We start from the raw sequence: 26,243 nt of genomic DNA on the forward strand, positions 1-26,243 counted from the left end.
GCCGACACCCGGGCAGCCGAGGCGGACGTTCGCGCGGCCCGAGCCGACGCCCGGCACGCCGAGGCCGATGCGTCCGCCGCGGTCGCCGAGCGCAAGCGCCCCCGCCCGTTCGCGGCGATCGCCCTGCTGGCCGTCGCGGCCGCGCTGCTGTGGGCGTCCTCGCGCATGACCTGGGTGACCCTCGAGGTGACCAGCGAGCTCGGCCCGCCGCGCACCGCCCACCTCAATGGCAGCACCTGGTTCGGGGCGCTGACCCCGCTGGCGCTGGTGCTGCTGGCCACCATCGCGGCGGTGTTCGCCACGCACGGCTGGTGGCGGCGCGGCGTGGGCGTGGTGGTGGCGGTGCTCGCCGCGGTGGCCGCGGTGCCCGCGTACGCGCTGCTGGTCAACAAGGGCAGGACCGGTGACCGGGCCGCCCGGCTGGCCGAACTGCGGGCCTGGGAGCACCCCGCGACCGTGACCACCTCGTCGCTGCCGGCCGTGCTGACGCTGGCCGGGGCGGTGGCCGCGTTCGCGGCCGGGCTGCTGCTGGTGCGCATGCCCCGCGAGACGGCCGGCATGTCGGGCAAGTACGACAGCCCGGCCGTGCGGAAGTCCGCGGCGGCCGAACAGGTTGCCCAGCATCACGCCGACCGGGGACCCGCGGAATCCGGGTCACAGCCGCCGCCGAAGGAGCAGTTGTCGGGCCGCGTGCTGTGGGACGCGCTCGACGAGGGCCTGGATCCGACCGACGACTCCGCCAATCACTCTGCCGCGCACGACGATCCGGATTCCGGGAGTGCGCGCGAGGACCGCCACTGAGCTGGGTCGGGAGGCTGCATCGTCGCCGCTTCCAGCCCCGCCGTCAAGACCGGGAACATAGCCATTTACTCTTTATCAGCAGCGGTGAGACAGCGCCTGGGGGGATTCTCAGGCAGCAAGTCCGTCTCCCCAGAAAGGATTCGAGCCAGATGACGGTACTCGACTCGATTCTCGACGGGGTCCGTGCGGATGTGGCCGCACGGGAAGCCCTTCTGGATTTCCAGGCCGTGAAAGCGGCCGCCGCGGCGGCGCGTTCCCCGCGTGACGCCAAGGCCGCCCTGCACGCCGAGGGCATCGGCGTCATCGCCGAGGTGAAGCGGGCCAGCCCCTCCAAGGGCGCGCTCGCCGACATCCCCAACCCCGCCGACCTGGCCCGCGCCTACGAGGACGGCGGCGCCCGGATCATCAGCGTGCTCACCGAGCAGCGCCGCTTCGGCGGTTCGCTGGCCGACCTGGACGCGGTCCGCGCCGCGGTCGACATCCCGGTCCTGCGCAAGGACTTCATCGTCGGCCCGTACCAGATCCACGAGGCCCGCGCGCACGGCGCGGACGTGATCCTGCTGATCGTGGCCGCCCTCGAGCAGGACGTGCTGTCCTCGCTGATCGACCGCACCGAATCGCTGGGCATGACCGCGCTGGTCGAGGTCCACACCGAGGAGGAGGCCGACCGCGCCCTCGAGGCCGGTGCGTCGGTGATCGGCGTGAACGCCCGCAACCTCAAGACCCTCGAGGTGGACCGGGATGTGTTCGCGCGCATCGCCCCCGGCCTGCCCAGTGAAGTGATCCGCGTGGCCGAGTCCGGCATTCGCGGCACCGCCGACCTGCTGGCCTACGCCGGTGCGGGCGCGGACGCCGTGCTCGTCGGCGAGGGCCTGGTGACCAGCGGCGACCCGCGCGCCGCGGTGGCCGAGCTGGTGACCGCCGGAACCCACCCGTCCTGCCCGAAACCGGTTCGCCGGGGACGGTGAAAGAAGCGATGACTCAGACCGAAAAGCTGTCCGGCAAGAACACTCTCGGCCTCCCGCAGGCCAGTGACGGCATCGCGCACAAGAGCCACGAGCCCGACGTGGGCGGCCACTTCGGCGTGTACGGCGGCCGCCACGTGCCCGAGGCGCTGATGGCCGTGATCGAAGAGGTCACCGCCGAATACGACAAGTGCCGGGTGGACCCGAACTTCCTCGACGAGCTCGACCGCCTGCAGCGCGACTACACCGGGCGTCCCTCGCCGGTGTTCGAATGCAAGAACCTGGCGCGGCACGCCGGTGGCGCGCGCATCTTCCTGAAGCGGGAAGACCTGAACCACACCGGTTCTCACAAAATCAACAATGTGCTCGGGCAGGTGCTGCTGGCCAAGCGCATGAACAAGACCCGCGTCATCGCCGAGACCGGCGCGGGCCAGCACGGTGTCGCCACCGCCACCGCGTGCGCGCTGCTGGGCATCGAGTGCGTCATCTACATGGGCGCGGTCGACACCGTGCGCCAGCAGCTGAACGTGGCCCGCATGCGCCTGCTCGGCGCCGAAGTCATCAGCGTGACAACGGGTTCGCAGACCCTCAAGGACGCCATCAACGAGGCGCTGCGCGACTGGGTCACCAATGCCGAGCAGACCTACTACTGCTTCGGCACCGCCGCGGGCCCGCACCCGTTCCCGCTCATGGTGCGCGACTTCCAGCGCGTCGTCGGCTTGGAGGCGCGCCAGCAGATCCAGGCCCACACCGGCCGGCTGCCGGACGCGGTAACCGCCTGTGTCGGTGGCGGTTCCAACGCGATCGGCATCTTCCACGCCTTCATCGACGATCCGGGCGTGCGCCTGATCGGCTACGAGGCCGCCGGCGACGGCGTCGAAACCGGCCGGCACGCCGCCACGTTCACCGGCGGCACCCCGGGCGCCTTCCAGGGCGCGTACTCGTACCTGCTGCAGGACGAGGACGGGCAGACCATCGAATCGCATTCCATCTCCGCGGGTCTGGACTACCCGGGCGTCGGCCCGGAGCACGCCTACCTCAAGGACACCGGGCGCGCCGAGTACTACCCGATCACCGATACCGAGGCCATGGACGCGCTCATGCTGCTGTCCCGCGCCGAGGGCATCATCCCGGCCATCGAGTCCGCGCACGCGGTCGCGGGTGCGATCAAGCTCGGCCAGGAGCTGGGCCCGGAGAAGATCATCGTCGTGAACCTGTCCGGCCGCGGCGACAAGGACATGGACACCGCCGCCCAGTGGTTCGGGCTGTTCGACAAGCCCGAGGGGGACGACAAGTGAGCCAGCAGTCCCGTCTCGCCAACACCTTCGCGGCCTGCCGCGAGGAGAACCGCGCCGCGCTCATCGGCTACCTGCCCGCGGGCTACCCCGATGTGCAGGGCTCGATCGACGCCTGCAAGGCGATGGTCGAATCCGGTTGCGACATCATCGAAGTCGGCGTCGCCTACTCCGACCCGGTGATGGACGGCCCCACCATCCAGCGCGCCGCCGAGCAGGCCCTGGCCGGTGGGGTGCGGGTGCGCGACGTGTTCAAGGTCGTGGAGGCCATCTCCCAGGCCGGCGGCAAGGCCGTCGTCATGACCTACTGGAATCCGGTGCTCAAGTACGGCGTGGACAGCTTCTCCCGCGATCTCGCGGCGGCCGGCGGTCTGGGCCTGATCACCCCCAACCTGATTCCGGAGGAGGCCGACGACTGGTTCGTGGCGTCCTCCACCCACAATCTGGACCGCATCTTCCTGGTCGCGCCGTCCTCCACCGAGGAGCGTCTGGTCAAGACCCTCGAGGCCTCGAAGGGCTTCGTGTACGCGGCCTCCACCATGGGCGTCACCGGCGCGCGTGACGCGGTGTCGTCGATGGCTCCGGCGCTGTGCGCCCGCATCCGCGCCCACTCCGACATCCCGATCGGCGTCGGCCTGGGTGTGCGCAGCGGCGCGCAGGCCGCCGAGATCGCCTCCTACGCCGACGGTGTCATCGTGGGCTCGGCCCTGGTGTCGGCGGCGGCGCAGGGCCTGGACGCGATCCGGGCGCTGACCGAGGAACTGGCACAGGGCGTCCGCTCGGCGACGGTCGCCTCCTAGCCGAAGGACCTTCTCGAAAGGTGTGTACCGAAATCGGTATACACCTTTCTTTTTGGCCGCGGACCACCCAGTGGTTCGCGGCCCGTCTCGTTCTGGACTGAGTGGAGCGACGGAGCGAAGCGGAGGAGCGGAGGGAGGGAAGAACGAGACCTCCAGGGCCGCGAACCGGCCGTAGCGAAGCGGAGGCAATCAGATACCGTGGGGACTCGTGACCATACGAGCCCTTGCCGAGAGCACCGGCGCCGATGTCCTGGCCTATATTCCCAGCCCGCCGCGCGGCGTCTGGTACCTCGGGCCGTTCCCGCTGCGCGCCTACGCGATCTGCATCATCATCGGCATCGTCGTGGCCATCTGGCTGGGCGAGAAGCGGTGGGTGGCCCGTGGCGGCGAGTCCGGCGCGGTGCTCGACATCGCCATGTTCGCGGTGCCGCTGGGCCTGATCGGCGGCCGGCTCTACCACGTGGCCACCGACTGGGAGAAGTACTTCGGCCCGCACCGCAAGCCCGACGCCCACTGGTGGGCCATCTGGCAGGGTGGGCTCGGTATCTGGGGCGCGGTGCTGCTGGGCGCGTTCGGCGCCTGGATCGGCTGCCGCCACTATCGAATCCCCTTGCCCGCCTTCGGTGACGCCATCGCGCCGGGCGTGCTGCTGGCGCAGGCCATCGGACGCCTGGGCAACTACTTCAACCAGGAGCTCTTCGGCCGCCAGACCACCCTCCCGTGGGGTCTGGAGATCTTCGACCGCTTCGACGCCAACGGCGGCTCCGATCCGATGAACGGCGTCTCCAACGGCGTGGTGGTGCACGTCGTGCAGCCGACCTTCCTCTACGAGCTGCTGTGGAACCTGCTCGGCGTCGCGATCCTGCTCTACGTGGACCGCAAGTTCCGCATCGGCCACGGCCGCCTGTTCGCGCTGTACGTGGCCATCTACTGCTTCGGCCGGTTCTTCGTGGAACTGCTGCGCGACGACGAGGCCACCCACATCCTGGGCCTGCGCGTGAACACGTTCACCTCGGCGATCGTATTCGTCTGCGCCGTGGCCTATTTCCTGCTCGCCACCAAGGGCCGCGAGACTCCCGCGCAGGTGCGCGCGGGCGCGGAACGCCCCTGGCCGTGGCAGTTCGCCGCGGTGCGCGCCTACGGTGCGGCCGGCGCCGACGGCGCGGTATCGGAGCCGAAGACCGAGGGCGGCGCGTCGGATTCCGGGCCCGCGGAGCCGGATAGCGCGGAGCGGAACGACTCCGAGGCGTCGGCCGATGCCGGGGCGGACTCCGACTCCACCGAGAAGTCCGACTCCACGGAGAAGGCTGACTCCACGGAGAAGGCTGACGCGGCTGTGACGACCGAGAAGGTAACGGCCGCGAAGAATTCCGACACCGCCGACAAGGCGGATAAAGCGGGCGACGCCTGATCGTCGGCGCGCCGAGCGGCAGGTCATCGCCGGGCTCATCGCTGGGCAGTGGTCGAATCCGGCACGCCCGGCAACGAATCCGCGACGCTGCGCGATAATTCCTGCGAACCCGCCGGCTCCGGTGCCGCGCGGGTTCGGCAGTGATGGGGCCGTTCCACCCGGGGGGCGGTCCGCGACGCAGGAGGACGCGAGTGACCGACCCCTTCCAGAAACAGCCGCCGCAGGACGGCCCGCAGTACGGCGCGCCCGGCACCGGCCCGCAGTACGGGCAGCCCTATCCGGATCAGCAATTCGCGCAGCCCGACCCGCAATTCGGCCAGCCGCAGTTCGGCCAGCCGGGGCAGCCCTACGGTCAGCCGCAGCAGTTCGCGCAGCCGGCCCAGCCCTACGGCCAGCCACAGCAGTTCGGCGCGCCCGGCCCCTACGGGCCCTACGGTGGCGACCCGGAGGCCCCGTACGGCCGGGACGCGTTCGGAGTTCCGTTGTCGGACAAGAGCAAGCTGACCGCGGGCCTGCTGCAGCTGCTCGTGGGCAGCTTCGGCGTCGGCCGGTTCTACCTGGGCTACACCACGATCGGAGTCCTGCAGCTGGTCACCTGTGGCGGCTGCGGCATCTGGGCCCTGATCGACGGCATCATGATCCTCACCGGCAAGGTGCCCGACCTCCAGGGTCGACCGCTGAGGGACTGATCGCGACACTCCAGACTTCGGCGGCCGCCACTCGACCGGGTGGCGGCCGTCCGCGCTTATCATCGGGCCTGAGCCGGATCCAGCTTTTCGCGCATCGTGATGGTTGCCGTGCCGCCTGGTCGGTCCGCGGCGTACCCTTTGTCGGTTGTTTATCGCGTGTCCACCGACACGCCCGAGGAGAGGTCCCCGCCGTGCGCCACAAGCTAGCCGCCGCCCTGCTCGCCGTCGTCGCCGCAGCCGGGCTCGTCGCCTGCAGCTCCGGCAAGGACGACGCGAACACCCTGAAGGTGGGCACCGAGGGCAACTACTCTCCCTTCACCTACCAGGACAACGGCAGCCTCACCGGCTACGACGTCGACGTGATCAAGGCCGTCGGCGACAAGCTCGGCAAGAAGGTCGAATTCACCACCGCGCCCTGGGACTCGCTGTTCGCCGCCCTGGAATCCAAGCGCGTGGACCTGATCGCCAATCAGGTGACCGTCAAACCCGAACGCGAGCAGAAGTATTCGCTGTCGAACCCCTACACGGTCTCCGAGGGCGTCATCGTCACCAAGACCGGCAACGGGGGCATCCACGCCCTCACCGACCTGTCCGGCAAGACCTGCGCCCAGTCCGAGACCAGCAACTGGGCCGAGGTCGCGCGCGGCGCGGGCTGCAAGGTCGAGGCCATCCCCGGCTTCGTGGAGGCCGTGCAGCTGCTCAAGACCGGCCGCGCCGACGCCACCGTCAACGACACCCTCGCGGTGAACGCCTATGCCAAACAGCAGGGCGCGGGCACCGTGCAGGTCGCCGGGAAGACGGGGGAGACCTCCAAGCAGGCCTTCGCCGCCCGCAAGGACTCCCAGGCCCTCACCGATCAGGTGAACAAGGCCCTCGACGAGCTGCGCGCCGACGGCACCCTGGCCAAGATCTCCGAGAAGTACTTCGGCACCGACGTCAGCAAGTAAGCGGCGCGGGGCATTTCGACATGGATGACGCCACCTGGGCGCTGATCCGGCACAACCTGTGGCCCATGCTCGAGGCCACGGTGAACAAGACGCTGCCGCTGACCGCGATCAGTTTTCTGATCGGGCTGGTGATCGCGTTGTTCGTGGCGCTGGCGCGGATGTCGAGCGTGTGGCCGCTGTCGGCGGTCGCACGCGTGTACATCTCGATCATTCGCGGCACGCCGCTGCTGGTGCAGCTGTTCATCATCTTCTTCGGCCTGCCGGCGTTCGGTATCGTGCTGGAGCCGTTCCCGGCGGCGGTCATCGCGTTCAGCCTCAATGTCGGCGGCTACGCGGCGGAAATCATTCGGGCCGCGATCCTTTCGGTCGCCCACGGCCAGTGGGAGGCGTCGTACTCGGTCGGCATGAACTATGCCCAGGCGCTGCGCCTGGTGATCCTGCCCCAGGCCTCCCGCATCGCGGTGCCCCCGCTGTCCAACACGCTGATCTCGCTGGTGAAGGACACCTCGCTGGCGTCGACCATCCTGGTCACCGAATTGCTGCGCACCGCGCAGATGGCCGCCGCGCCCACCTTCGACTTCTTCGCCCTCTACGGGGTCGCCGCCATCTACTACTGGGTTATCTGCCTGGTACTCGGATTCGCGCAAACCCATCTGGAGACCCGTCTGGCCAGGCACGTCGCTCGGTGACCCGGTGATAGCTGAACGGGTGCTTACAAGAACCGTATATGTGTGTGCCGGGGTCGGCATGAGCCTTACCACAGGTCTAGGGTTGAACGCGTGATGCGACGAACGAAGATTGTGTGCACCCTCGGACCCGCGGTGTCATCCGAGGACCGGATTCGTGAGCTCGTCGAAAGTGGCATGGACGTTGCGCGCCTGAACTTCAGCCACGGCGAGCACTCCGATCATGCCGAGAACTACAAGAAGGTGCGCGCGGCCAGCGATACCGCCGGTCGCGCGGTCGGCATCCTCGCCGACCTGCAGGGCCCCAAGATCCGGCTGGGCCGGTTCGAGGGCGACGGCAAAACGGTGTGGAACACCGGCGAGGAAGTCCGGATCACCGTCGACGACATGATCGGCAATCACGACCGGGTCTCCACCACCTACAAGCACCTGGCCAAGGACGCCAAGCCCGGCGACCGACTGCTCGTGGACGACGGCAAGGTCGGGCTGACCGTGCTGCGCGTCGAGAACAATGACGTGGTCTGCACGGTCACCGAGGGCGGCCCCGTCTCCAACAACAAGGGCGTCTCGCTGCCCGGCATGGACGTGTCCGTGCCCGCGCTGTCCGAGAAGGACATCGACGACCTGGAATTCGCCCTGAAACTGGGCGTCGACTTCATCGCGCTGTCCTTCGTGCGCTCGCCCTCCGACGTGGAGCTGGTGCACGACATCATGGACCGGGTGGGCCGCCGCGTGCCGGTCATCGGCAAGCTCGAAAAGCCCGAAGCCATCGATAATCTGGAAGCCATCGTGCTGGCCTTCGACGCCATCATGGTCGCCCGTGGCGACCTCGGCGTGGAGCTGCCGCTCGAGCAGGTGCCGCTGGTGCAGAAGCGCGCGGTGCAGATGGCGCGCGAGAACGCCAAGCCGGTCATCGTGGCCACCCAGATGCTGGAATCCATGATCACCAACTCGCGCCCGACCCGCGCCGAGGCCTCCGACGTGGCCAACGCCGTGCTCGACGGCGCGGACGCGGTCATGCTCTCGGGTGAGACCTCGGTCGGCGACTACCCGATCGAGGCGGTGCGGACCATGGCCCGCATCGTGCACGCGGTGGAATCGGAGTCCTCGACCCGGGTGCCGCCGCTGACCCATGTGCCGCGGACCAAGCGCGGCGTCATCTCCTACGCCGCCCGCGACATCGGCGAGCGGTTGAATGCCAAAGCGCTGGTGGCGTTCACGCAGTCCGGTGACACGGTGCGCCGCCTGGCCCGCCTGCACACCCCGCTGCCGCTGCTGGCGTTCACCCCGCAGTCCGCGATTCGCAGTCAGCTGGCCTTGACGTGGGGCGTGGAAACGTTCATCGTTCCTCCGGTGGGCACGACCGACGAGATGATCCACCAGGTCGACAACGCGCTGCTGTCGATCGGGCGCTACGCCAAGGGTGATCTCGTGGTCATCGTGGCCGGCTCCCCGCCGGGTACTGTCGGGTCCACCAACCTGATCCACGTGCATCGCATCGGCGAGGAGGACCACTAATTTGAGTGCGTCGCTGGACGAGACGTCTACGGACGTCGTCGCGGACCCCGAGGGGGCCGGGCTATCGGATGATCTGCGGGTGCTGCTGCGTCTGCTCGATCTCGAGGAGAACGGCCCCGACATCTTCCTCGGACATCACCCCGAGAAGGTGTGGAGCCGCACGTTCGGCGGCCAGCTGGTCGCGCAGGCGATCATCGCCGCGGGCCGGACCGTGGGACCGGAGCGCCCGATCCACGCGGTGAACGCGCACTTCGTGCGCGGCGGCGACCCGAAGCAGCCGATCGAATACCACGTCGATCGGCATCGCGACGGCCGCTCCATCGCCAACCGCACGGTCACCGCGTACCAGGACGGGCAGGAGCTGTTCGTCATGCTCGCGGCCTTCCAGGACTGGGGCAAGGGGCTCGAGCACGGCACGCCCCTGCCCGATGTGCCGGGGCCGGAAGGCCTTCCGCGCGTGGAGGAGTCGTTCGCGGGCATGGAGGACAAACTCCAGATGTTCGTGGACGCGCCGCATCCCATCGAGATGCGCTACACCAACGACCCGGCCTGGGTCCTCAAGGGCAAGGGCGAGAGCCTCGGCCACAACCGGGTCTGGATGCGCACCGACGGCGCGCTGCCCGACGATCCGCTGATTCACGTTGCGGCGCTGGCGTATTCGTCCGACACCACGGTGCTGGACTCGATCATCACCACGCACGGCCTGTCGTGGGGCTGGGACCGCATCATCGCGGCCACGGTGAACCACTCCATCTGGTTCCACCGGCCCTTCCGCTTCGACGACTGGTCGCTCTACGCGACCGAGTCGCCGGTGGCGGCGGGCTCGCGCGGCCTGGCCCGCGGGCACTTCTACGGCCGCAACGGCGACCTGCTGGCGACGACCGTTCAGGAAGGCGTGATCCGCCACTTCCCGGCGCGCCGCTGAGACCTGCGAGAACGGGCCGCACCCCCTTGGGGGTGCGGCCCGTTTGTCAGGTCCGGGTCAGATCAGTTCCCGATTCTCTTCCAGATCGAAGTTCTCGCGCTGCAGGGCGTGCACGATGTAGGGGATCGGCTCGCCCGCGGAGAGCTCCAGCAGCAGTCGCTGCTCCAGTTTGGCGATGCCCGCCTTGGTGAGCTGGCGCGCTTCCCCGACGAGGCTGAGCGCGATCTCGTAGGTGCGGCGCTCGCCCGGCTCGGCGGCGGGATGATCCAGCCGCCACTGGGTTTCGAGCACCGTGTGGGCGGGGTCGTCGCACTCCACCGGGAGGGTGAAGCGCCACGCGAAGATATCTCGATCGGCGACGTATTCATCGACCACCCGGCACACCGTCTCGGTGACGTGGCGCAGGGTTTGAGGTGTCACGTAAACATGGAGCGAAACATCCGAAATTCGCTTCGGCATGTCCTTGGTCCTGTTCTTGTGTCGAACCACCGGCAGTGGCGTTCGGCGGAACGGATAAGTGTTCCGCGCGAGAGTGTAATCCCTTACCGGACCATCGCGGCAGCAAGGTGTATTGACACGCGGACTCCGACCGGCCGGTATGCCGGGATCGCCTGCTATCCGGTGGATTCCGCCGCGCGGCGGGCCGGGCGCTGCGCCGCCGGATGGGGCGATTGCGCGGCCGGCCGCGGAGATTGCGCTGCCGTTCTGGGTGATTCGGGGCGTCTGACCGCTTCGCCGCGTCCGCCGTCGATCACCAGCAGCGGCGGCTGGCCGTCGGCGGCGCTGCGCGGGCGCAGCGTGGCCTGCGGATGCTGATGCGCGTGCATCGCCAGCAGCAGCGGGACCAGCGCCTCGGCGATCTTGTCGCCGACATCGCAATACTGTTGCGGGGACAGGCCGACCGGGTCGGCGATGTTCTCGCGGCCGACATAGGCCAGGTCGTCGCGCGCGGCGTGCAGGCCGACCACGGTGCGGGCGCCGCTGACCTTCGCGATCCGGTACGCCTCGAGCAGGGTGAAGGTGCGGGGGAGCGCCGCGGGCACGAGGTCGCGGACCTGGTCGCGGATCTTCTCGGTCATGGTGAGCACCAGGTCGGCGCGGTGCACCATCTCGGCCTTGAGGCGGCGGGCCTTGAAGTTGGCGGCGTCACCGCCGAGTCCGGTAATCGTCTGTGCGGCCAGGGGTTCCACCGGGAAGCCGACCAGGGCGCGCACGCCCGCGCTCTCGGCGGTGAGCTCTTGTAGTCCGTGGTCGGCGGCCACCGCCAGGGTGAGGCGTTCGGCGATGACGGATCGGCAAACATTTCCGCTGCAGACGAACAGGACGTGCATGCGGACAACCTATGCCCGCCGTTGTCGATTCGAAACAGTTCTGTGACCGGATCACACGTTTCAACCGCATTGTTCATACGGTGGCCGGATGTCGCTCACCTGTTGTCGGCGGGTGTTTACCGGAGTGACCGGCGGGCCAACGCGCCGTCGACGATCTTGCCTTTTCGCGCACGCCGAATCAATAGCTGGACGATTATTTATCGGTCGTGCCGTACAACGTGGATTCCGTTACCACGGGCGCGATTTCGGGTGCACCGCCCCGGGTGCGGCCGCGAGTGGAGAACAGCCGTCCGCGGGCAGGCACCGTGGGCGCGAATCGGCCCAGTCCGGAGGGTGCGGCCATATCGTCGTAGACGGAATCGATTCCGCCCCTGGCGAAATAGGCCTCGTGCCAGAATCCGGTGCCGCCGGAATCGCGCAGGAACCGCTGCCACCACTCGCGATGCGGCTCCGAGCGGGTCCAGCGTTCCAGGCTGTCGAGGTCGCGCCAGTACTGCCGGGCGCCCCAATGCGGCGGCCACATCGACCACACCACATCCTCGTGCGACAACAGCCCGTCGGGCCGATCGTGATGGGATTTGTACAGCTTCGGTCCGATTCCCAGTAATCGCAGCATTCCCCGCGGCTTGTGCACGCGCATACCGAGCAGGATCACGACCAGGTCCGGGTAATCGGATAGGTCCGCGGTCATCCTCTTCACCGGCATTCGTGGCCTCCGCACTACTCGGTGATCTGTGCGGGTCTACGTCACTCCCGTGCTCGCGGTTCGAAACGCGGCCCATTGTTTCCCGAGTCTACGGCTGTTTCCCGAGTCATCGGCCTGGCCCGCGGGCTAGGCCGTGCTCAACCGCAGCACCGCCGAGCTGCCCTGGACGGCAACTATCTTCACGGTCAGGCCATTGAGGAAAATCGTGCCGCCGGCGCCGGTGGATCCCGATACCGGCAACCCGAATACGGTCGTGGACGCCGTGGTCGACAACGCGCTGATCTCCCCGATCCGCACGCTGCCCCCGATCCGCGAGAAGCCCGGAACCGGAATCGTGGTCGGCCCGTCCACCCGGATCTCGCAGTTGCCCTTCGCGCAGGCCCCGAGATCGGTCCCGTTCGCCGCCGCGGGCAGTCCGTCGGCCGCCTTCGCGGTCGTCTTGGCCGCGTTCGTGGTGCTCGAGGTATCCCGCGCGGTCGTGCCCACCGCCGTCGGTGCCGCCTCCGGCACCGCGTGCCCATCGGTCTGGGCCCCGCATCCTCCCACCAGCGCGGCCAACACCACCCCCGCGCCGATCCTGGCCCATCCGGCTCTCGCCGTCGAGGTCATCCGGATTCGCATGCGCCCTCCATACTGCTGTGTCGATCACGGCTCACCGATCATGCGCGACGCACCATCCCCGCGACACCGCTTCACTCAGATCAATCCCGACCGGTCTCCCTCGCCCTGTCAGAATGACCCGGTGCGCGTACTCGTCACCGGAGCCAACGGCTACCTCGGCCGTGCCGTCGTCGCCGCACTCCACGCGGCAGGTCACGAGCCGATCGCCATGGTTCGTTCCCCCGGCCCGGCCATCGCGGGCGCCACCGAGGTCCGCACCGCCGACCTACTCGACGACGATGCTCTCCCGCCTGTGCTACGAGACGTGGACGCGGTCTGCCACCTCGCCGGACTGACCCGGGCTCGCGAATCCCTCGCCGAGCCTCTCCGCTATCTCCGCGCCAACGTCACCGCGACGGTCGCCCTGCTCGAGGCCATGGCAGACACCGGAGTCGGCGCCATCGTCTTCGCCTCGACCGTGGCGATCCATGGGACGCCGGACCGTCAGCCGATGACCGAAGACCTCCACGACGCCCCGCCGCACCCGTACGCGCAGAGCAAACTGGCCGCCGAACTGGCCATCGAAGCCGCCACCCGGACCGGCGAACTATCGGCGACGATCCTGCGGCTCTCCAATATCGCCGGCGGCGCGGACCCCGACCCGACCCGGCTGATCCCCCGCGCATTGGCCGCGGCAGCGCAGAATTCACCCCTGCCCGTGAACGGCGACGGCACCGCCACCCGCGACTACCTCCACATCATCGACGCGGCCCGCGCGTTCGTCGCCTGCCTCGACCACGCGCCCGGCCCAGGCACGGCCATCCGCTACAACATCGGCAGCGGTCACGGCACGACAATCCTCGAGGTGGCGGCGGCCGTGCGCCGGGCAACAGGTCTGTCCCTCGCCCTCGACCACCGTCCCCCGGCCCCGGAACCGCCCGTCCTGATCGTCGACCCGTCCAAGGTGACCGCTGAAACCGGCTGGAAACCAATCCATTCCACGATCGATCGGATCGTCGGCGACACCTGGCGGGCCGACACAGAATCTCCACCCGGTGTCCGCCCGGTCCGCACGTCCGGTTTCTAGAGTCGATCCGGGGGAGGCTCGGTCGTCGAGACCCCGGTATTCGAGATCGGAAGGTTCGTATGCGCGACTCTGCTGAATTCACCCGGTGGACCACGGAATTCGAGGCCAAGGCGCGGGCCCGGGCTCGCGCGGGCGATCCCGACGCGTCCGGTGGGGCGACGCTGCATCCGGCGCTCGTGCGCAGCATTCAGCGGTTTCAGGCGGGCGAGTCGGGTGATGGGGCTCATCTGATCGCCAAGGCCGACGCCGCGGGCGATCCGGTCTATGCTGCGGCGGTACGGCTGTTCGTCGCGGAGGAACGTAATCACGCGCGCCTGCTGGCGAACCTCCTACAAGCTGCGGGGGAGAACCCGATCTCCGCGCACTGGACCGACGCGATCTTCGTCCGCCTGCGCCGAGGACTGGGCCTGCGCCTGGAACTCATGGTCCTGTCGGTCGCCGAGGTCATCGCCGTCCCCTATTACCGAACCCTGCGCGACGGCGCCCGCGACCCCCTCACCACCCGCACCGCCGCCCTCATCCTCGCCGACGAGCAACGCCACATCCCCTTCCACACCCACCGCCTGCGCCTGGCCTTCACCCCCACCCCACCGGTATTCCGCCCCGTCATCCGCGCAGCCTGGTGGACCATCCTGCACGCCGCCATCCTGGTGGTCCTCCTCGACCACGGCCCCGCCCTGCGCCACTTGGGCGCCACCCGAACCGAATTCGCCCGCGCCGCCCGCGCCCACTTCGCCCCGATCTGCGCCGCCGCCCTCAGCGGAACGAAGACGGGCCAAGGTTGGCGAAGTCACCGCGCCCTGACATTCCACTGACCGAGGCCGGCCGCAAAGGGACAGTGCCGCACGGGCTTCGGCGCACACCCGCGGACCACAGACAAAGCACAGCCGCGGACCGCAGACAAAAAGGGCCGGTCCGGCGATTGCCGGACCAGCCCTTGATCTTGGTGCCGAGTGTGGGAATCGAACCCACACGCCCTTCCGGGCAACGGTTTTTGAGACCGTCGCGTCTGCCAATTCCGCCAACTCGGCGCACCGGAGGGAAATGATAGCGGGTGGTGGTGCGAACCGACTAATCGAGGGGGTCGGGGGACGACACGGTTGTGATACTGGTCGGTTTGCCCTGGGTACGTGGGTTGTCGGGGCGGGTGAACGGTACTCTTTGGGTGACTCGGGTGCGTGCTGGTCCTGTGAGGGTGGCGCAAGACGAGGTGGCATCGGGTATCGGTATTTCGGAAGCGACAGGGGTTCATCTATGGGAACGACAGCAGGGGGCGGTTCGAAGAAGGACGCTGCGGCGTCCGCCCCCAAGCGGGTGGTGGTTGCCGAGGACGAGGCGCTCATCCGGATGGACCTGGTGGAGATGCTCTCCGAGGAGGGCTATCACGTGGTGGGTGAGGCGGGTGACGGTCAGCAGGCCGTGGACCTCGCTGTGGAGCTGCGTCCGGATCTGGTGATCATGGATGTGAAGATGCCGCGCCGGGACGGCATCGACGCGGCGGCCGAGATCGCGTCGAAACGCGTTGCGCCGGTGGTCATCCTGACCGCCTTCAGTCAGCGTGACCTGGTCGAGCGGGCACGCGACGCGGGGGCGATGGCGTACCTGGTGAAGCCGTTCACCAAGTCGGACCTGGTACCGGCCATCGAATTGGCCGCATCGCGATTCCATGAGATCGCCGCGCTGGAGAGCGAGGTCGCGAATCTGACCGACCGGCTCGAGACCCGCAAGCTGGTGGAGCGTGCCAAGGGTGTGCTCATGCAGACCCAGGGGCTGTCCGAGCCGCAGGCGTTCAAGTGGATTCAGCGCACCGCCATGGATCGTCGCACCACTATGAAGGCGGTCGCGGAAGTGGTGCTGGAGAACCTCGCGCCGAAGTAAGTCGTATTTGCCGGGACGTCGCCCTGTTGTTGCCGCTAATGCACTGAGGAATTTAACAGTGCGGTAACAGCAGGGCGTTCCACTTTAGTTGCGATGTCACATGAATGATTCGAATGTGATGCGGACCTAACGTGGCCCGACTATGTTTCTGTGCGGGCCGATCGATGGGGCGGCCCTCCTCGGTCACCCCGGGGGCGCACAGAACATGAGGTGAATCGTGCTTGGTTCAATGACGCGCACGTCGACCCTGCGGCACAGTCGCGCGGTCAGGATGCTTGTCGTCGGGGCCGCGGCCGTACTCGCATTGGGCAGTGCCGGCTGCAGTAGCAAATCGACGGACAATTCGGGCGGAGGCGGGTCGAATCTGACCATTTCGCCCCTGGTGCAGGTGGACTCGCAGGGCAAGGAGGTCCCGGTCACGGACTCCAGCGCGGCCGCCGACCCCGCCGGTGACGGCAAGGGCAAGTGCGCCCCGCAGACCATCGCGATGGCCGGCCCGCTGACCGGCGACAACGCCAACCTCGGCCTCAACATCATCCGCGGTGTGAAGCTGGCGCTGGACCAGCACAACAAGGCCAACCCCGGCTGCCAGGTCTCGGTCAAGGAGTTCGACACCGAGGGTGACCCGCAGAAGGCCACCCAGGTCATTCCGACCATCGTCAGCGATCCGTCGATCGTGGCGCTGATCGGCCCCACCTTCTCCGGTGAGACCAAGGCGACCGGCGCGATCCTGAACCAGGCCAACCTGCTGTCGCTGACGCCGTCGGCCACCAACGTCACCCTCACCACCAACGGCTGGACCAACTTCTTCCGCGGTCTGGGCAATGACGGCATCCAGGGCCCGGCCGTGGCCGGATACCTGAGGGGCACCGGCAAGTTCAAGAAGATCTGCGTCATCCAGGACGACTCGGATTACGGCACCGGCCTGGCCAAGACGGTCACCGAGGGCCTGGGTCCGATCGCCGACCCGAGCTGCGCGGCCAGTGTGAAGGCGAAGCAGAAGGACTTCTCGGCGACCGTGTCCAAGATGGCATCGGCCAAGCCGGACGGCATCTTCTACGCGGGCTACTACGCCGAGGCCGCGCCGCTGGTGAGCCAGCTGCGCGACGGCGGCGTGACCGCGACCTTCATCTCCGACGATGGCACCAAGGACGTCGAGTTCACCAAGCAGGCCGGCAGCAAGTCCAAGGACGCGCTGCTCTCCTGCCCGTGTGGTCCGGCCGGGGACAAGTTCGCCTCCGCCTACAAGGCGTTCAACAACTACGAGCCCGGCACCTACTCGACCGAGGGCTACGACCTGACCACGATCGTGCTCAAGGGCATCGAGGCCGGTAAGGTCACCCGCCCCGAGCTGGTCGATTACGTGCGCAACTACGACGGCCAGGGTCTGGCCCGCCAGTACAAGTGGGGTTCCACGGGTGAATTGGCCAACGCGTTGATCTGGATGTATCAGGTCAAGTAGCGGTCACTGTTAATCGGAACAGCGTGTGCCGAATTTCGTTTCGGCGCACGCTGTTTTCCACGACAGCGGAAAGTAACGAATGTCTGCACCCGCTTTGGCCGATGTGACCCTCCTCGCGAGCGGGTCCATCAAGTTCGATCTGTCCGGGGTCGCCGATCAATTCTGGCGGCTCACCGTCGAGGGGCTCACCTACGGCTCGATCTACGCACTGGTCGCCGTCGGCTACACACTGGTCTACGGTGTGCTGCGCCTGATCAATTTCGCCCATTCGGAAGTATTCATGCTCGGCACCTTCGGCCAGTTGGTCGGATTGATGGTGTTCGGATTCGCGGCGAGCGGTGATACCTACTCCCAGGGTGTCGGACTGACCGTGGTCTACCTCGCAGCGGCCATGGTCTTCGGCATGCTGGTCTCCGGCGCGGCCGCGGTGGCGCTGGAGCGAGTCGCCTACCGGCCACTGCGCAAACGCGGTGCGAAACCGCTGATCTTCCTGATCACCGCGATCGGAATGTCGTTCGTGCTGCAGGAATTCGTGCATTACATCCTGCCCAAGCTGACCGGCAACAAGCTCGGCGGCACCAACGCGCAGCAGCCGATCCAGCTGGTGACACCCACCGAACAGTTCAAGTTCTTCGGCGCGTCGGTCACCAATGTCGCGCTGGTGATCGTGCTGGCCGCGGTGGCGCTGGCGCTCACCACCGAATTGCTCATCAACCGCACGAAATTCGGCCGCAGCATTCGCGCGGTGGCCCAGGATCCCGACACCGCGACGCTGATGGGCGTCTCCCGGGAACGGGTCATCATGCTGACCTTCCTCATCGGCGGTGTCCTGGCGGGCGCGGCCGCGCTGTTGTACACCCTCAAGATCCCCAACGGCATCATCTACAACGGCGGATTCATCCTGGGCATCAAGGCTTTCAGCGCCGCGGTGCTGGGCGGTATCGGCAACCTGCGCGGCGCGCTGCTGGGCGGGCTGCTGCTCGGCCTGGCCGAGGACTACGGCCAGGTGCTCTTCGGCGATCAGTGGCGTGACGTGGTCGCGTTCGTGGTGCTGGTCGCGGTGCTCATGGTCCGGCCCACCGGCATTCTCGGGGAGAGCCTGGGGAGGGCGCGCGCATGACTCACGCGAAAACGGCTCCGGCGCCGCAGGGCGCACCCGCCGGGCGGGGTGTCGGCGACGCCATCCGCACCTGGTGGAGCGGACTCTCGCGACCGGCGCAGTGGGCGTTCGGTATTCCGGCGATCATCGTGCTGGCCGCGCTGCCGCTGTTCAAGCTGCCGCTGCTGGACACCCCCGGCACCAGTTTCGGCGGGGTGATGGCGCAGTTCGCCATGTACGCGCTGATCGCCATCGGCCTGAATGTGGTTGTCGGACAGGCGGGTCTGCTGGATCTGGGCTATGTCGGCTTCTACGCGGTCGGCGCGTACTCGGTCGGTCTGCTGACCAGTCCGAACAGTCCGTGGAATCAGACCGACGGCGGCTGGCTCGACCCGAAGTGGGCGTGGCTGGCGTGCGTACCGATCGCGATCCTGGCGACCGCGATCTCCGGTCTCATCCTGGGCACGCCCACGCTGCGGCTGCGCGGCGACTATCTGGCCATCGTGACCCTCGGCTTCGGTGAGATCGTCCGGCTGCTGGCCGACAACCTGCCCGAGATCACCAACGGCAGCTTGGGCCTGTCCCGGATCCAGTACCCGCATCTCGGCGAGTCCGACACCCATCCGGGCGGCTACTTCTCCTCCGGCAATCTCGGTGACGTGCACACCTGGAATGTGCTGGACCGGGCCAACTCCGGGACCTGGTGGTACTGGCTGGGCATCGTGCTGGTGGTGGCCGTGCTCATGCTGGTCGGCAATCTCGAGCGCAGCCGGGTGGGCCGCGCGTGGGTGGCCATCCGCGAGGACGAGGACGCCGCCGAGATCATGGGCGTGCCCACCTTCAAGTTCAAGCTGTGGGCGTTCATGATCGGCGCGGCCATCGGCGGCCTGTCGGGCGCGCTGTACGCGGGTCAGGTGCAGTACGTGAATCCGCAGGGCTTCAACGTCATCAACTCGATGCTGTTCCTGTGCGCGGTGGTGCTGGGCGGGCAGGGCAACAAGCTCGGCGTGATCGTCGGGGCGTTCCTGATCGTGTACCTGCCCAACCGGTTCATGGGCGTGAACGTGGGCGGGCAGTCGCTCGGCGACTACAAGTACCTCTTCTTCGGTCTCACGCTGGTGGTCGTGATGATCTTCCGGCCGCAGGGTCTGTTCCCGGCGCGGCAGAAACTGCTCGCCTACGGGCGGCAGGTGTATCGGGCGGTGCGACGGCCGGCGGTGGCCGCGCAGACGACGGGAGCTGGACAGTGACGGGGCCGGGCGACGCGCTGTTCGACAACGAGGACATGGCGGCCGGGTACGTCGCACCCGAGACCGAGCCCAGCGCGGGCGTGCTCGATGTCACCGAAGTCCTTCCGGTGCTGGGTGATTCCGAGGCGGTCGCCGAGCTCGCCGCGCCGCAGCGCGATATCGAGACCGCGGTCGGCGAGCCGCTGCTGCGCACCGACGGGCTCAGCGTGAGGTTCGGCGGCCTCACCGCCTTGGACCAGGTGAGCTTCGAGATCCGCCGCGGCGAGATCCTCGGGCTCATCGGACCCAATGGCGCGGGCAAGACGACCTGCTTCAACGCCATCTCCGGGGTGTACCGGCCCTCGGGCGGCACGGTCTACTTCGACGGCAAGCCGCTGACCAAGACCAAGCGCAACGAGATCACCCGGCTGGGCATCGCGCGCACCTTCCAGAACATCCGCCTCTTCGGCGAGATGACGGCGCTCGAGAACGTGGTCGTCGGCGCGGACGCCCGGCACCGGACCTCGGTCCCGGGCGCGGTGTTCCGCACCGCCCGCCACCGCGGCGAGGAGAAGGACTCGCTCGAGCGCGGGATGGCGCTGCTGGAATTCGTCGGGATCGCCCCGCACGCGGTCGAGAAGGCGCGCAACCTGTCCTACGGCGATCAGCGCCGCCTGGAGATCGCCCGCGCCCTGGCGACCGATCCGAAACTGCTGTGCCTGGACGAGCCGGCCGCCGGGTTCAACCCGAGCGAGAAGTCCGCGCTGATGGATCTGATCCGCAAGATCCGCGACGACGGGTACACGGTGCTGCTCATCGAGCACGACATGCGGCTGGTCATGGGCGTGACCGACCGCATCGTGGTGCTGGAGTTCGGCCGCAAGATCGCCGACGGGCTGCCCGAGCACATCCGCCAGGATCCCGCGGTGATCAACGCCTACCTGGGTGTGCCCGACGCCGCCGACGCCGAGTCGTCCGCGGATGCCGCCGAGGCGGAAAGCGTTGCCGCCGAGCCGGTCCCGGAGCTCACCAAGCCCGCGCCCGGTTCCGTCGCGCCCACCGCCCCGACCGGCGAGCCGCTGCTCACGGTCGAGGACATGGTCGTGAACTACGGCAGAATCCAAGCTCTGCATGGCATCTCGCTCGAGGTCGGCCAAGGCGAGCTGGTCACCCTGCTGGGCGCCAATGGCGCGGGCAAGACCACCACCATGCGCGCCCTGTCGGGCCTGCTGCCGCTGACCCGCGGCCGCATCATGTTCCAGGGCCGCGACATCACCCGCATGAAGGCCCACGAACGCGTGGTGGCGGGCCTGATCCAGGCGCCCGAGGGCCGCGGCGTCTTCCCGGGCATGACGGTCCAGGAGAACCTCGACATGGGTTGTCACGCCCGGCCGTTCGCGTCCAAGGCGGACTACGCGCACACCCTGGACTGGGTCTACGAGCTGTTCCCGCGCCTGCTGGAACGTCGTCGCCAGGTGGGCGGCACCCTCTCCGGCGGCGAGCAGCAGATGCTGGCCATCGGCCGCGCCCTGATGGCCCGTCCGCAGCTGCTGCTGCTCGACGAGCCGTCGATGGGCCTGGCCCCCATGGTGATCCAGCAGATCTTCCGGATCATCGCCGACATCAACGCCCAGGGCACCACGGTCCTGCTGGTCGAACAGAACGCCCAGCAGGCCCTGACCCGCAGCGATCGCGCCTACATCCTGGAAACCGGCGAGGTGACCAAGACCGGCGACGGCCGGGCCCTGCTCACCGACCCCGCGGTCAAGTCCGCCTACCTCGGCGTCGGCTGACCCATCCACCCCCGAAAAGCATTCGGGCCGGTCACCTTCCGGTGACCGGCCCGAACCTTCAAGCAGGGGCGACAGGAATCGAACCTGCAACCTGCCGCTTTGGAGACGGCTGCTCTGCCAATTGAGCTACACCCCTTGGCGGGGGCAACGCTACCAGGTAGCCCGGCGGGCGCGAAATCGGTTTTGCTGACCTGCGGCGACCGGCCGGGTACGCCCGCTGCCCACGGATGTCGGAGCCGGTACCTAGACTCTTGCGGGTGACCCCTGCCTCCACTGATCAGCGCCCCGTTGCCGCGTCCGTATCGCCGTCCGGGGAGCAGCCGACCCTGTTGCTGCTGGATGGGCATTCGCTGGCCTATCGCGCGTTCTACGCGCTGCCGGCGGAGAACTTCAAGACGCAGAGTGGGCAGACCACGAACGCGGTGTACGGGTTCACGGCGATGCTGATCAATCTGCTGCGGGACGAGAAGCCGACGCATGTGGCGGCGGCGTTCGACGTGAGCCGCAAGACGTTCCGGACCGAGGCGTTCCCGGAGTACAAGGCGAATCGGGCGACCACGCCGGACGAGTTCAAGGGGCAGGTGGAGACCACCCAGGAGGTGCTGGGAGCGCTGGGGATTCCGGTCATGGCCATCGAGGGGTACGAGGCGGACGACGTCATCGCCACCCTCGTCACGCAGGCCGTGCCGGAGGGGTTCAAGGTGCTCGTCGTGACCGGCGACCGGGACTCGCTGCAGCTGGTCAATGACGACGTCACCGTGCTCTACCCGAAGAAGGGCGTCTCCGAGCTGACCCGGTTCACCCCGACGGCGGTGGAGGAGAAGTACGGGCTCACTCCGGCACAGTATCCGGACTTCGCGGCGCTGCGCGGCGACCCGAGTGACAACCTGCCGGGCATTCCCGGAGTGGGGGAGAAGACCGCGACCAAGTGGATCCGTGAGTACGGGGATCTGGCTACGCTGGTCGACCAGGTGGACAAGGTGAAGGGCAAGGTCGGAGACGCGTTGCGCGCCAACCTGTCCAGCGTGGTGCTCAACCGGCAGCTCACCGAGATGGTGAAGACGGTGCCGCTGCCGTACACCCCCGAGCAGCTGGCCATGCAGCCGTGGGATCGGGACAAGATCCACCGCCTGTTCGACGAGCTGGAATTCCGGGTCCTGCGCGACCGCCTGTTCGACACCCTGGCCCCGGTGGAGCCCGAGGCCGAGTCCGGATTCGAGATCAGCGGCAGCGCACTGGCGGCGGGGACCGTGGCCGCCTGGCTGGCCGAGCACGCCGGAACCGGTGTGCGGCACGGGGTTTCGGTGGTCGGAAACGGTTCGCCGCTGCACGGCGACACCCAGGCCATCGCGCTGGCCGCCGCCGACGGCGAGGGCGCCTACATCGACGTGCACACCCTCACCCCCGAGGACGAGAAGGCGCTCGGCGAGTGGCTCGCCGACCCGCAGACCCCGAAGGCGTTGCACGAGGCCAAGACCGCCATGCACGCCCTGCGCGGGCGCGGCTGGCGCCTCGGCGGGCTCACCAGCGACACCGCGCTGGCCGCCTACCTGATTCTGCCGGGCCAGCGCACCTTCAACCTCGAAGACCTCTCGCTGCGCTATCTGAGCCGGGAACTGCGCGTCGACAATGCCGGGGAGACCCAGCTGTCGCTGCTCGACGACGAGGACGAGGTCGACGCCGAGGTCGCCAACGCCCAGATGCTGCGCGCCCGAGCGGTTTACGACCTCGCCGACGCCTTCGACACCGAACTCGAGCGCATCGAGTCCACCGCGCTGCTGCGCGATATGGAGCTCCCGCTACTGAGCGTGCTGGCCGATCTGGAGGCGGCGGGCATCGCGGTCGACTCCGCACAGCTCGAGCAGTTGCAGCGCGAGTTCGCCGACCGCGTCGCCGAGGCCGCCGAGGCCGCGTACGGCGTGATCGGCAAGCAGATCAACCTGGGCTCGCCCAAGCAGCTGCAGGTGGTCCTGTTCGACGAACTGGACATGCCGAAGACCAAGCGCACCAAGACCGGCTACACCACCGACGCCGACGCGCTCGAGGGCCTCTACGAGAAGACCCAGCACCCGTTCCTGCAGCACCTGCTCGAGCATCGCGACGCCACCCGCCTCAAGGTGACCGTCGACGGCCTGCTCAAGTCGGTCGCCGACGACGGCCGCATCCACACCACCTTCAACCAGACGGTCGCCGCCACCGGCCGCCTGTCCTCGACCGAGCCGAACCTGCAGAACATCCCGATCCGCACCGACATGGGCCGCCGCATCCGCGACACCTTCGTCGTCGGCCCCGGCTACGAGTCGCTGATGACCGCCGACTACAGCCAGATCGAGATGCGGATCATGGCCCACCTGTCCAAGGACGAGGGCCTGATCGAGGCCTTCAACTCGGGTGAGGACCTGCACAACTTCGTCGCCTCCAAGGCCTTCGACATCCCGATCGCCGAGGTCGAGCCGGAGCTGCGCCGCCGCATCAAGGCCATGTCCTACGGCCTGGCCTACGGTCTGTCCGCGTACGGGTTGTCGCAGCAGTTGAAGATCAGCGCCGACGAGGCCAAGGTCCAGATGGACATCTACTTCAGCCGCTTCGGCGCCATCCGCGACTACCTGCACGACGCCGTCGATCAGGCCCGCAAGGTCGGCTACACCGAGACCCTGTTCGGCCGCCGCCGCTACCTGCCGGATCTGGATTCCAGCAACCGGCAGCGTCGTGAGGCCGCCGAGCGCATGGCCCTCAACGCCCCCATCCAGGGCACCGCGGCCGACATCATCAAGGTCGCCATGATCGACACCCAGCGGGCGATCCGGGACGCGGGCCTGAAATCCCGCATGCTGCTGCAGATCCACGACGAACTCGTCTTCGAGGTCGCCGCGGGGGAGCGGGAGCAACTGGAATCGCTTGCGCGCGAGCACATGTCCAATGCGATCGAGCTGTCGGTGCCGCTGGAGGTGTCGGTGGGCGTGGGCCGCAGCTGGGATTCGGCCGCGCACTAGAGAACTCGACACGCACTCGCGAATCGCGCGACACGCGGACCGCCCGCACCGGGTTTCGGTGCGGGCGGTTCTCGTCTCGGAGGGTGTCTCGGCGCGCGGCGGCACCCGCCCGCAACCCGCTGTACGGGTTGCCGGAATTGCGTCGACCTGGGGATGTTCACGAATCGGATGTTTGCCGGGCCCACGGTGTTTGCTCACGGTCGCGCCGGGGGCGGTGTGGCGCCCGTCGCATCGGCGGTGACCTGCGACGAAGTTACCCGTGGGTCCCTCACGAATGTGGTTGCCATTGCGTGAGCTCACCCTTATGCTCGACCCCGTGCCGAATCCCGCCAACAGCCGCAGCGCAGCGCTCGATGTCGCAGACCGCGACCGCGCAGCGCTTATTTCGCTTACCGCGAATGTGGCCGGCGATCGGGTACTCGTAGTTCTCCGCCGTAGCGGGGTCTGATTCGGACCGGCCCCTCGCTGCGGCCGATAGAACTTTCTTTTGCTGGTCCCCTCTGTCAATTCTTCGGAAGAAGTCGGGAAGACCTAGTTCAATGACCATCACCCTGGATACCGCCATGTTCATCGCCGCCGCCCCCGCGACCTTGCGGGCCGAATGCACCGGCCTGACCCCCGCCGAGTTCCACGACCGCTACTGCGACCCGATGGGCCCGGTCAAGCTCAGCGAGTGGACCCCGATCGGCGACCGCGCCGGTACCGCCACCCTGGAAATCGCCTCCCACCTGCGCACCGTCGTGGCGACCGGCAGCCCGGTGGCCGCGCTCACCTCGGCGCTCTACGACGAGGGCTACCCGGTGGAGATCCTCGCCTTCCATCAGCGCCACACCCCGGACGGCACCGCCACCTTCGTGCAGTGCGAGTTCAACGGCCGCCGCGGCTGGGGCGCGGCCCTCGCCGACGACGCCGCCGAGTCGACCATCCGCGCCATGATCGCGGGCATCAACCACCTCGGCTCGCACTTCTGATCGATCCGTGAAAAGCGAAGCGCCGCAACTCCTTCGGGAGTCGCGGCGCTGACGCTGTGGCGGGAGGCGGCTACTTGGCGGATTCCTGCTCGGCGAGCTGCTTGCGCACCTCGTCCATGTCGAGGGCCTTCACCTGGGTGACCAGATCCTCGAGCGCGGCCGGGGGCAGCGCGCCGGGCTGGGCGAAGACGAGCACGCCCTCGCGGAACGCCATGATGGTCGGGATCGAGCGGATGTTGGCGGCCGCGGCCAAGCCCTGCTGATCCTCGGTGTCGACCTTGCCGTGCACCACGTCGGGGTGCGCTTCGGACGACTTCTCGAAGGTCGGGGCGAAACTGCGGCACGGACCGCACCACGAGGCCCAGAAGTCGACGAGAACCACGTCGTTACCGGTGACTACCTCGTCGAAGTTCTGTTCGGTCAGGGTCTGGGTGGCCATGGCTTCCTCTCGTATCGATGTCCCCGGTCCAACACCGGGCCCTGCGGTTATCTTCCCCGCGTTACGGGGCGTGCCGGTCACCGGCCGGTCACCGGCCATTCGGCGCGCCGATCACCGTCCCACCGGCGGATGCCCTCCACCGTAGCCCGCATGTCCTTGTCCCAGCCCACCGCGCCCAGCGCGGCGTCGAATTGGCCCGGTTTCAGCCGCCGGGCCAGGGTGACGTGCGGGGTCCAGCTGTCGGGCCGGACATTGCCGGGGATGCCCGGGCAATCCGCGACGACCTGGAACAGCTTGTGCTGCAAGGAGATCAGCGGTTCGGACGGCACCACCGCCCGAACCAGCACGGCGGCACGGGATCCGAAGACCAGCAGTCCGCCCAGACGCACCGGGAACGGCCGGAAGTCCTGCTGCGCCAGGACCTTGTCCAGCCGCGGCCAGATCTCGGTGGCCACCACGAGGGTGATGTGCGGCCGGTACCAGGGTCCGGGCGTGTGCAGGCCGAGTTCGCTCAGCGCCGCCCACTGCCGCCGCACCGCGGCCTCGGACGCCTCGTCGAGCACCAGTTCCACCGATTGCACCATGGTGTCCTGAACTTACGCGCGATTCCCGACCGGG

The 26,243-nt window shown here is 68.2% G+C and carries 24 protein-coding genes, 2 tRNA genes and 1 pseudogene; 20 read left to right on the forward strand and 7 right to left on the reverse strand.

All coding sequences use genetic code 11. The annotated features are described in order from the left end of the window. Window positions 1-123 precede the first annotated feature (123 nt). The 10 genes from ACWELJ_RS20650 to ACWELJ_RS20695 all read left to right on the forward strand — a co-directional run bounded on the left by ACWELJ_RS20650 (window position 124) and on the right by ACWELJ_RS20695 (window position 10,037). Complete coding sequence (locus tag ACWELJ_RS20650) at window positions 124-801, forward strand: TIGR02234 family membrane protein (protein WP_452367783.1); 678 nt, start codon at window positions 124-126, stop codon at window positions 799-801. Window positions 802-950: 149 nt separating this feature from the next. Further along, the gene (trpC, locus tag ACWELJ_RS20655) at window positions 951-1,769 is read left to right on the forward strand and encodes an indole-3-glycerol phosphate synthase TrpC (protein ID WP_452367758.1); all 819 of its coding nucleotides are present in this window, start codon (window positions 951-953) and stop codon (window positions 1,767-1,769) included. An 8-nt stretch (window positions 1,770-1,777) separates the two neighbouring features. Further along, the gene (gene trpB, locus ACWELJ_RS20660; protein ID WP_452367759.1) at window positions 1,778-3,064 is read left to right on the forward strand and encodes a tryptophan synthase subunit beta; all 1,287 of its coding nucleotides are present in this window, start codon (window positions 1,778-1,780) and stop codon (window positions 3,062-3,064) included. Next, the gene (gene trpA / locus ACWELJ_RS20665; RefSeq protein WP_452367760.1) at window positions 3,061-3,861 is read left to right on the forward strand and encodes a tryptophan synthase subunit alpha; all 801 of its coding nucleotides are present in this window, start codon (window positions 3,061-3,063) and stop codon (window positions 3,859-3,861) included. Before trpB ends, trpA begins: the two co-directional genes overlap by 4 nt. 208 nt (window positions 3,862-4,069) lie before the next feature. After that, window positions 4,070-5,272, forward strand: a complete 1,203-nt coding sequence (gene lgt, locus ACWELJ_RS20670) for a prolipoprotein diacylglyceryl transferase (RefSeq protein WP_452367761.1) — start codon at window positions 4,070-4,072, stop codon at window positions 5,270-5,272. Window positions 5,273-5,463: 191 nt separating this feature from the next. After that, complete coding sequence (locus tag ACWELJ_RS20675) at window positions 5,464-5,961, forward strand: NINE protein (protein WP_452367762.1); 498 nt, start codon at window positions 5,464-5,466, stop codon at window positions 5,959-5,961. Window positions 5,962-6,152: 191 nt separating this feature from the next. Beyond that, window positions 6,153-6,908, forward strand: a complete 756-nt coding sequence (locus tag ACWELJ_RS20680) for a transporter substrate-binding domain-containing protein (RefSeq protein WP_452367763.1) — start codon at window positions 6,153-6,155, stop codon at window positions 6,906-6,908. A 20-nt stretch (window positions 6,909-6,928) separates the two neighbouring features. Next, window positions 6,929-7,597 carry an amino acid ABC transporter permease gene (locus tag ACWELJ_RS20685; protein WP_452367764.1) on the forward strand — a complete coding sequence of 223 codons (669 nt, stop codon included), beginning with the start codon at window positions 6,929-6,931 and terminating at the stop codon, window positions 7,595-7,597. Window positions 7,598-7,687: 90 nt separating this feature from the next. Then, window positions 7,688-9,112, forward strand: coding sequence for a pyruvate kinase (pyk, locus tag ACWELJ_RS20690; RefSeq protein WP_452367765.1), 1,425 nt, complete (start codon window positions 7,688-7,690; stop codon window positions 9,110-9,112). 13 nt (window positions 9,113-9,125) lie between these two features. Beyond that, window positions 9,126-10,037, forward strand: coding sequence for an acyl-CoA thioesterase (locus ACWELJ_RS20695; protein WP_452367784.1), 912 nt, complete (start codon window positions 9,126-9,128; stop codon window positions 10,035-10,037). Between the two features lie 57 nt (window positions 10,038-10,094). Here ACWELJ_RS20695 and ACWELJ_RS20700 read toward each other — a convergent pair whose 3' ends face one another. The 3 genes from ACWELJ_RS20700 to ACWELJ_RS20710 all read right to left on the reverse strand — a co-directional run bounded on the left by ACWELJ_RS20700 (window position 10,095) and on the right by ACWELJ_RS20710 (window position 12,074). Then, window positions 10,095-10,457, reverse strand: a complete 363-nt coding sequence (locus tag ACWELJ_RS20700) for a hypothetical protein (RefSeq protein WP_452367766.1) — start codon at window positions 10,455-10,457, stop codon at window positions 10,095-10,097. A 194-nt stretch (window positions 10,458-10,651) separates the two neighbouring features. After that, window positions 10,652-11,368: an arsenate reductase/protein-tyrosine-phosphatase family protein gene (locus ACWELJ_RS20705; protein WP_452367767.1), complete on the reverse strand. Its 717-nt coding sequence runs from the start codon at window positions 11,366-11,368 to the stop codon at window positions 10,652-10,654. 193 nt (window positions 11,369-11,561) lie between these two features. Beyond that, window positions 11,562-12,074: a monooxygenase family protein gene (locus ACWELJ_RS20710; protein ID WP_452367768.1), complete on the reverse strand. Its 513-nt coding sequence runs from the start codon at window positions 12,072-12,074 to the stop codon at window positions 11,562-11,564. A 205-nt stretch (window positions 12,075-12,279) separates the two neighbouring features. Here ACWELJ_RS20710 and ACWELJ_RS20715 point away from each other — a divergent pair, with 205 nt between their 5' ends. Next, the gene (locus ACWELJ_RS20715) at window positions 12,280-13,761 is read left to right on the forward strand and encodes an NAD-dependent epimerase/dehydratase family protein (protein ID WP_452367769.1); all 1,482 of its coding nucleotides are present in this window, start codon (window positions 12,280-12,282) and stop codon (window positions 13,759-13,761) included. Between the two features lie 59 nt (window positions 13,762-13,820). Further along, complete coding sequence (locus ACWELJ_RS20720; protein ID WP_452367770.1) at window positions 13,821-14,576, forward strand: ferritin-like domain-containing protein; 756 nt, start codon at window positions 13,821-13,823, stop codon at window positions 14,574-14,576. Between the two features lie 129 nt (window positions 14,577-14,705). Here ACWELJ_RS20720 and ACWELJ_RS20725 read toward each other — a convergent pair. After that, window positions 14,706-14,792: transfer RNA gene (locus tag ACWELJ_RS20725), tRNA-Leu, on the reverse strand. 223 nt (window positions 14,793-15,015) lie between these two features. Here ACWELJ_RS20725 and ACWELJ_RS20730 point away from each other — a divergent pair. The 6 genes and pseudogenes from ACWELJ_RS20730 (at window position 15,016) to ACWELJ_RS20755 (ending at window position 21,222) form a co-directional block, all read left to right on the forward strand. Beyond that, complete coding sequence (locus tag ACWELJ_RS20730; RefSeq protein ID WP_357097904.1) at window positions 15,016-15,639, forward strand: ANTAR domain-containing response regulator; 624 nt, start codon at window positions 15,016-15,018, stop codon at window positions 15,637-15,639. Between the two features lie 271 nt (window positions 15,640-15,910). Next, window positions 15,911-17,101 (forward strand): branched-chain amino acid ABC transporter substrate-binding protein, encoded by a 1,191-nt coding sequence (locus tag ACWELJ_RS20735; protein WP_452367785.1) that lies wholly within the window; start codon window positions 15,911-15,913, stop codon window positions 17,099-17,101. Between the two features lie 79 nt (window positions 17,102-17,180). Then, a complete protein-coding gene (locus ACWELJ_RS20740; RefSeq protein ID WP_357285862.1) occupies window positions 17,181-18,221 on the forward strand; it encodes a branched-chain amino acid ABC transporter permease in 1,041 nt (346 codons plus the stop codon). Further along, on the forward strand, window positions 18,218-19,450 hold the full coding sequence (locus tag ACWELJ_RS20745; RefSeq protein ID WP_452367771.1) for a branched-chain amino acid ABC transporter permease: 1,233 nt from the start codon (window positions 18,218-18,220) through the stop codon (window positions 19,448-19,450). Before ACWELJ_RS20740 ends, ACWELJ_RS20745 begins: the two co-directional genes overlap by 4 nt. A gap of 35 nt (window positions 19,451-19,485) precedes the next feature. Then, window positions 19,486-20,385, forward strand: a pseudogene (locus ACWELJ_RS20750) (ABC transporter ATP-binding protein); the annotation flags it as partial. 141 nt (window positions 20,386-20,526) lie between these two features. Next, window positions 20,527-21,222 carry an ABC transporter ATP-binding protein gene (locus tag ACWELJ_RS20755; RefSeq protein ID WP_452367786.1) on the forward strand — a complete coding sequence of 232 codons (696 nt, stop codon included), beginning with the start codon at window positions 20,527-20,529 and terminating at the stop codon, window positions 21,220-21,222. A gap of 63 nt (window positions 21,223-21,285) precedes the next feature. Here ACWELJ_RS20755 and ACWELJ_RS20760 read toward each other — a convergent pair. Continuing rightward, window positions 21,286-21,358: transfer RNA gene (locus ACWELJ_RS20760), tRNA-Trp, on the reverse strand. Window positions 21,359-21,479: 121 nt separating this feature from the next. Here ACWELJ_RS20760 and polA point away from each other — a divergent pair. Together polA and ACWELJ_RS20770 are read left to right on the forward strand one after the other, a co-directional pair. Further along, complete coding sequence (gene polA, locus ACWELJ_RS20765) at window positions 21,480-24,215, forward strand: DNA polymerase I (RefSeq protein ID WP_452367772.1); 2,736 nt, start codon at window positions 21,480-21,482, stop codon at window positions 24,213-24,215. 539 nt (window positions 24,216-24,754) lie between these two features. After that, on the forward strand, window positions 24,755-25,186 hold the full coding sequence (locus ACWELJ_RS20770) for a 2-keto-3-deoxygluconate kinase (RefSeq protein ID WP_452367773.1): 432 nt from the start codon (window positions 24,755-24,757) through the stop codon (window positions 25,184-25,186). A 70-nt stretch (window positions 25,187-25,256) separates the two neighbouring features. Here ACWELJ_RS20770 and trxA read toward each other — a convergent pair whose 3' ends face one another. Together trxA and ACWELJ_RS20780 are read right to left on the reverse strand one after the other, a co-directional pair. Then, window positions 25,257-25,625, reverse strand: coding sequence for a thioredoxin (trxA, locus tag ACWELJ_RS20775; protein WP_357285874.1), 369 nt, complete (start codon window positions 25,623-25,625; stop codon window positions 25,257-25,259). Between the two features lie 77 nt (window positions 25,626-25,702). After that, complete coding sequence (locus tag ACWELJ_RS20780) at window positions 25,703-26,209, reverse strand: 2'-5' RNA ligase family protein (RefSeq protein WP_452367774.1); 507 nt, start codon at window positions 26,207-26,209, stop codon at window positions 25,703-25,705. Between the last annotated feature and the right edge of the window lie 34 nt (window positions 26,210-26,243).

Source organism: Nocardia sp. NPDC004582 (assembly GCF_053602115.1).

What these genes read in the sequence shown, in the direction of transcription:
- ACWELJ_RS20770 (WP_452367773.1), top strand. Translation starts at nt 24,755, where the DNA reads ATGACCATCACCCTGGATACCGCCATGTTCATCGCCGCCGCCCCCGCG.
- ACWELJ_RS20780 (WP_452367774.1), bottom strand. Translation starts at nt 26,209, where the DNA reads ATGGTGCAATCGGTGGAACTGGTGCTCGACGAGGCGTCCGAGGCCGCG.
- ACWELJ_RS20755 (WP_452367786.1), top strand. Translation starts at nt 20,527, where the DNA reads ATGGTCGTGAACTACGGCAGAATCCAAGCTCTGCATGGCATCTCGCTC.
- ACWELJ_RS20710 (WP_452367768.1), bottom strand. Translation starts at nt 12,074, where the DNA reads ATGCCGGTGAAGAGGATGACCGCGGACCTATCCGATTACCCGGACCTG.
- trpB (WP_452367759.1), top strand. Translation starts at nt 1,778, where the DNA reads ATGACTCAGACCGAAAAGCTGTCCGGCAAGAACACTCTCGGCCTCCCG.
- ACWELJ_RS20745 (WP_452367771.1), top strand. Translation starts at nt 18,218, where the DNA reads ATGACTCACGCGAAAACGGCTCCGGCGCCGCAGGGCGCACCCGCCGGG.
- trpC (WP_452367758.1), top strand. Translation starts at nt 951, where the DNA reads ATGACGGTACTCGACTCGATTCTCGACGGGGTCCGTGCGGATGTGGCC.
- ACWELJ_RS20720 (WP_452367770.1), top strand. Translation starts at nt 13,821, where the DNA reads ATGCGCGACTCTGCTGAATTCACCCGGTGGACCACGGAATTCGAGGCC.
- ACWELJ_RS20685 (WP_452367764.1), top strand. Translation starts at nt 6,929, where the DNA reads ATGGATGACGCCACCTGGGCGCTGATCCGGCACAACCTGTGGCCCATG.
- ACWELJ_RS20705 (WP_452367767.1), bottom strand. Translation starts at nt 11,368, where the DNA reads ATGCACGTCCTGTTCGTCTGCAGCGGAAATGTTTGCCGATCCGTCATC.
- ACWELJ_RS20740 (WP_357285862.1), top strand. Translation starts at nt 17,181, where the DNA reads ATGTCTGCACCCGCTTTGGCCGATGTGACCCTCCTCGCGAGCGGGTCC.
- ACWELJ_RS20730 (WP_357097904.1), top strand. Translation starts at nt 15,016, where the DNA reads ATGGGAACGACAGCAGGGGGCGGTTCGAAGAAGGACGCTGCGGCGTCC.
- ACWELJ_RS20735 (WP_452367785.1), top strand. Translation starts at nt 15,911, where the DNA reads ATGCTTGTCGTCGGGGCCGCGGCCGTACTCGCATTGGGCAGTGCCGGC.
- trxA (WP_357285874.1), bottom strand. Translation starts at nt 25,625, where the DNA reads ATGGCCACCCAGACCCTGACCGAACAGAACTTCGACGAGGTAGTCACC.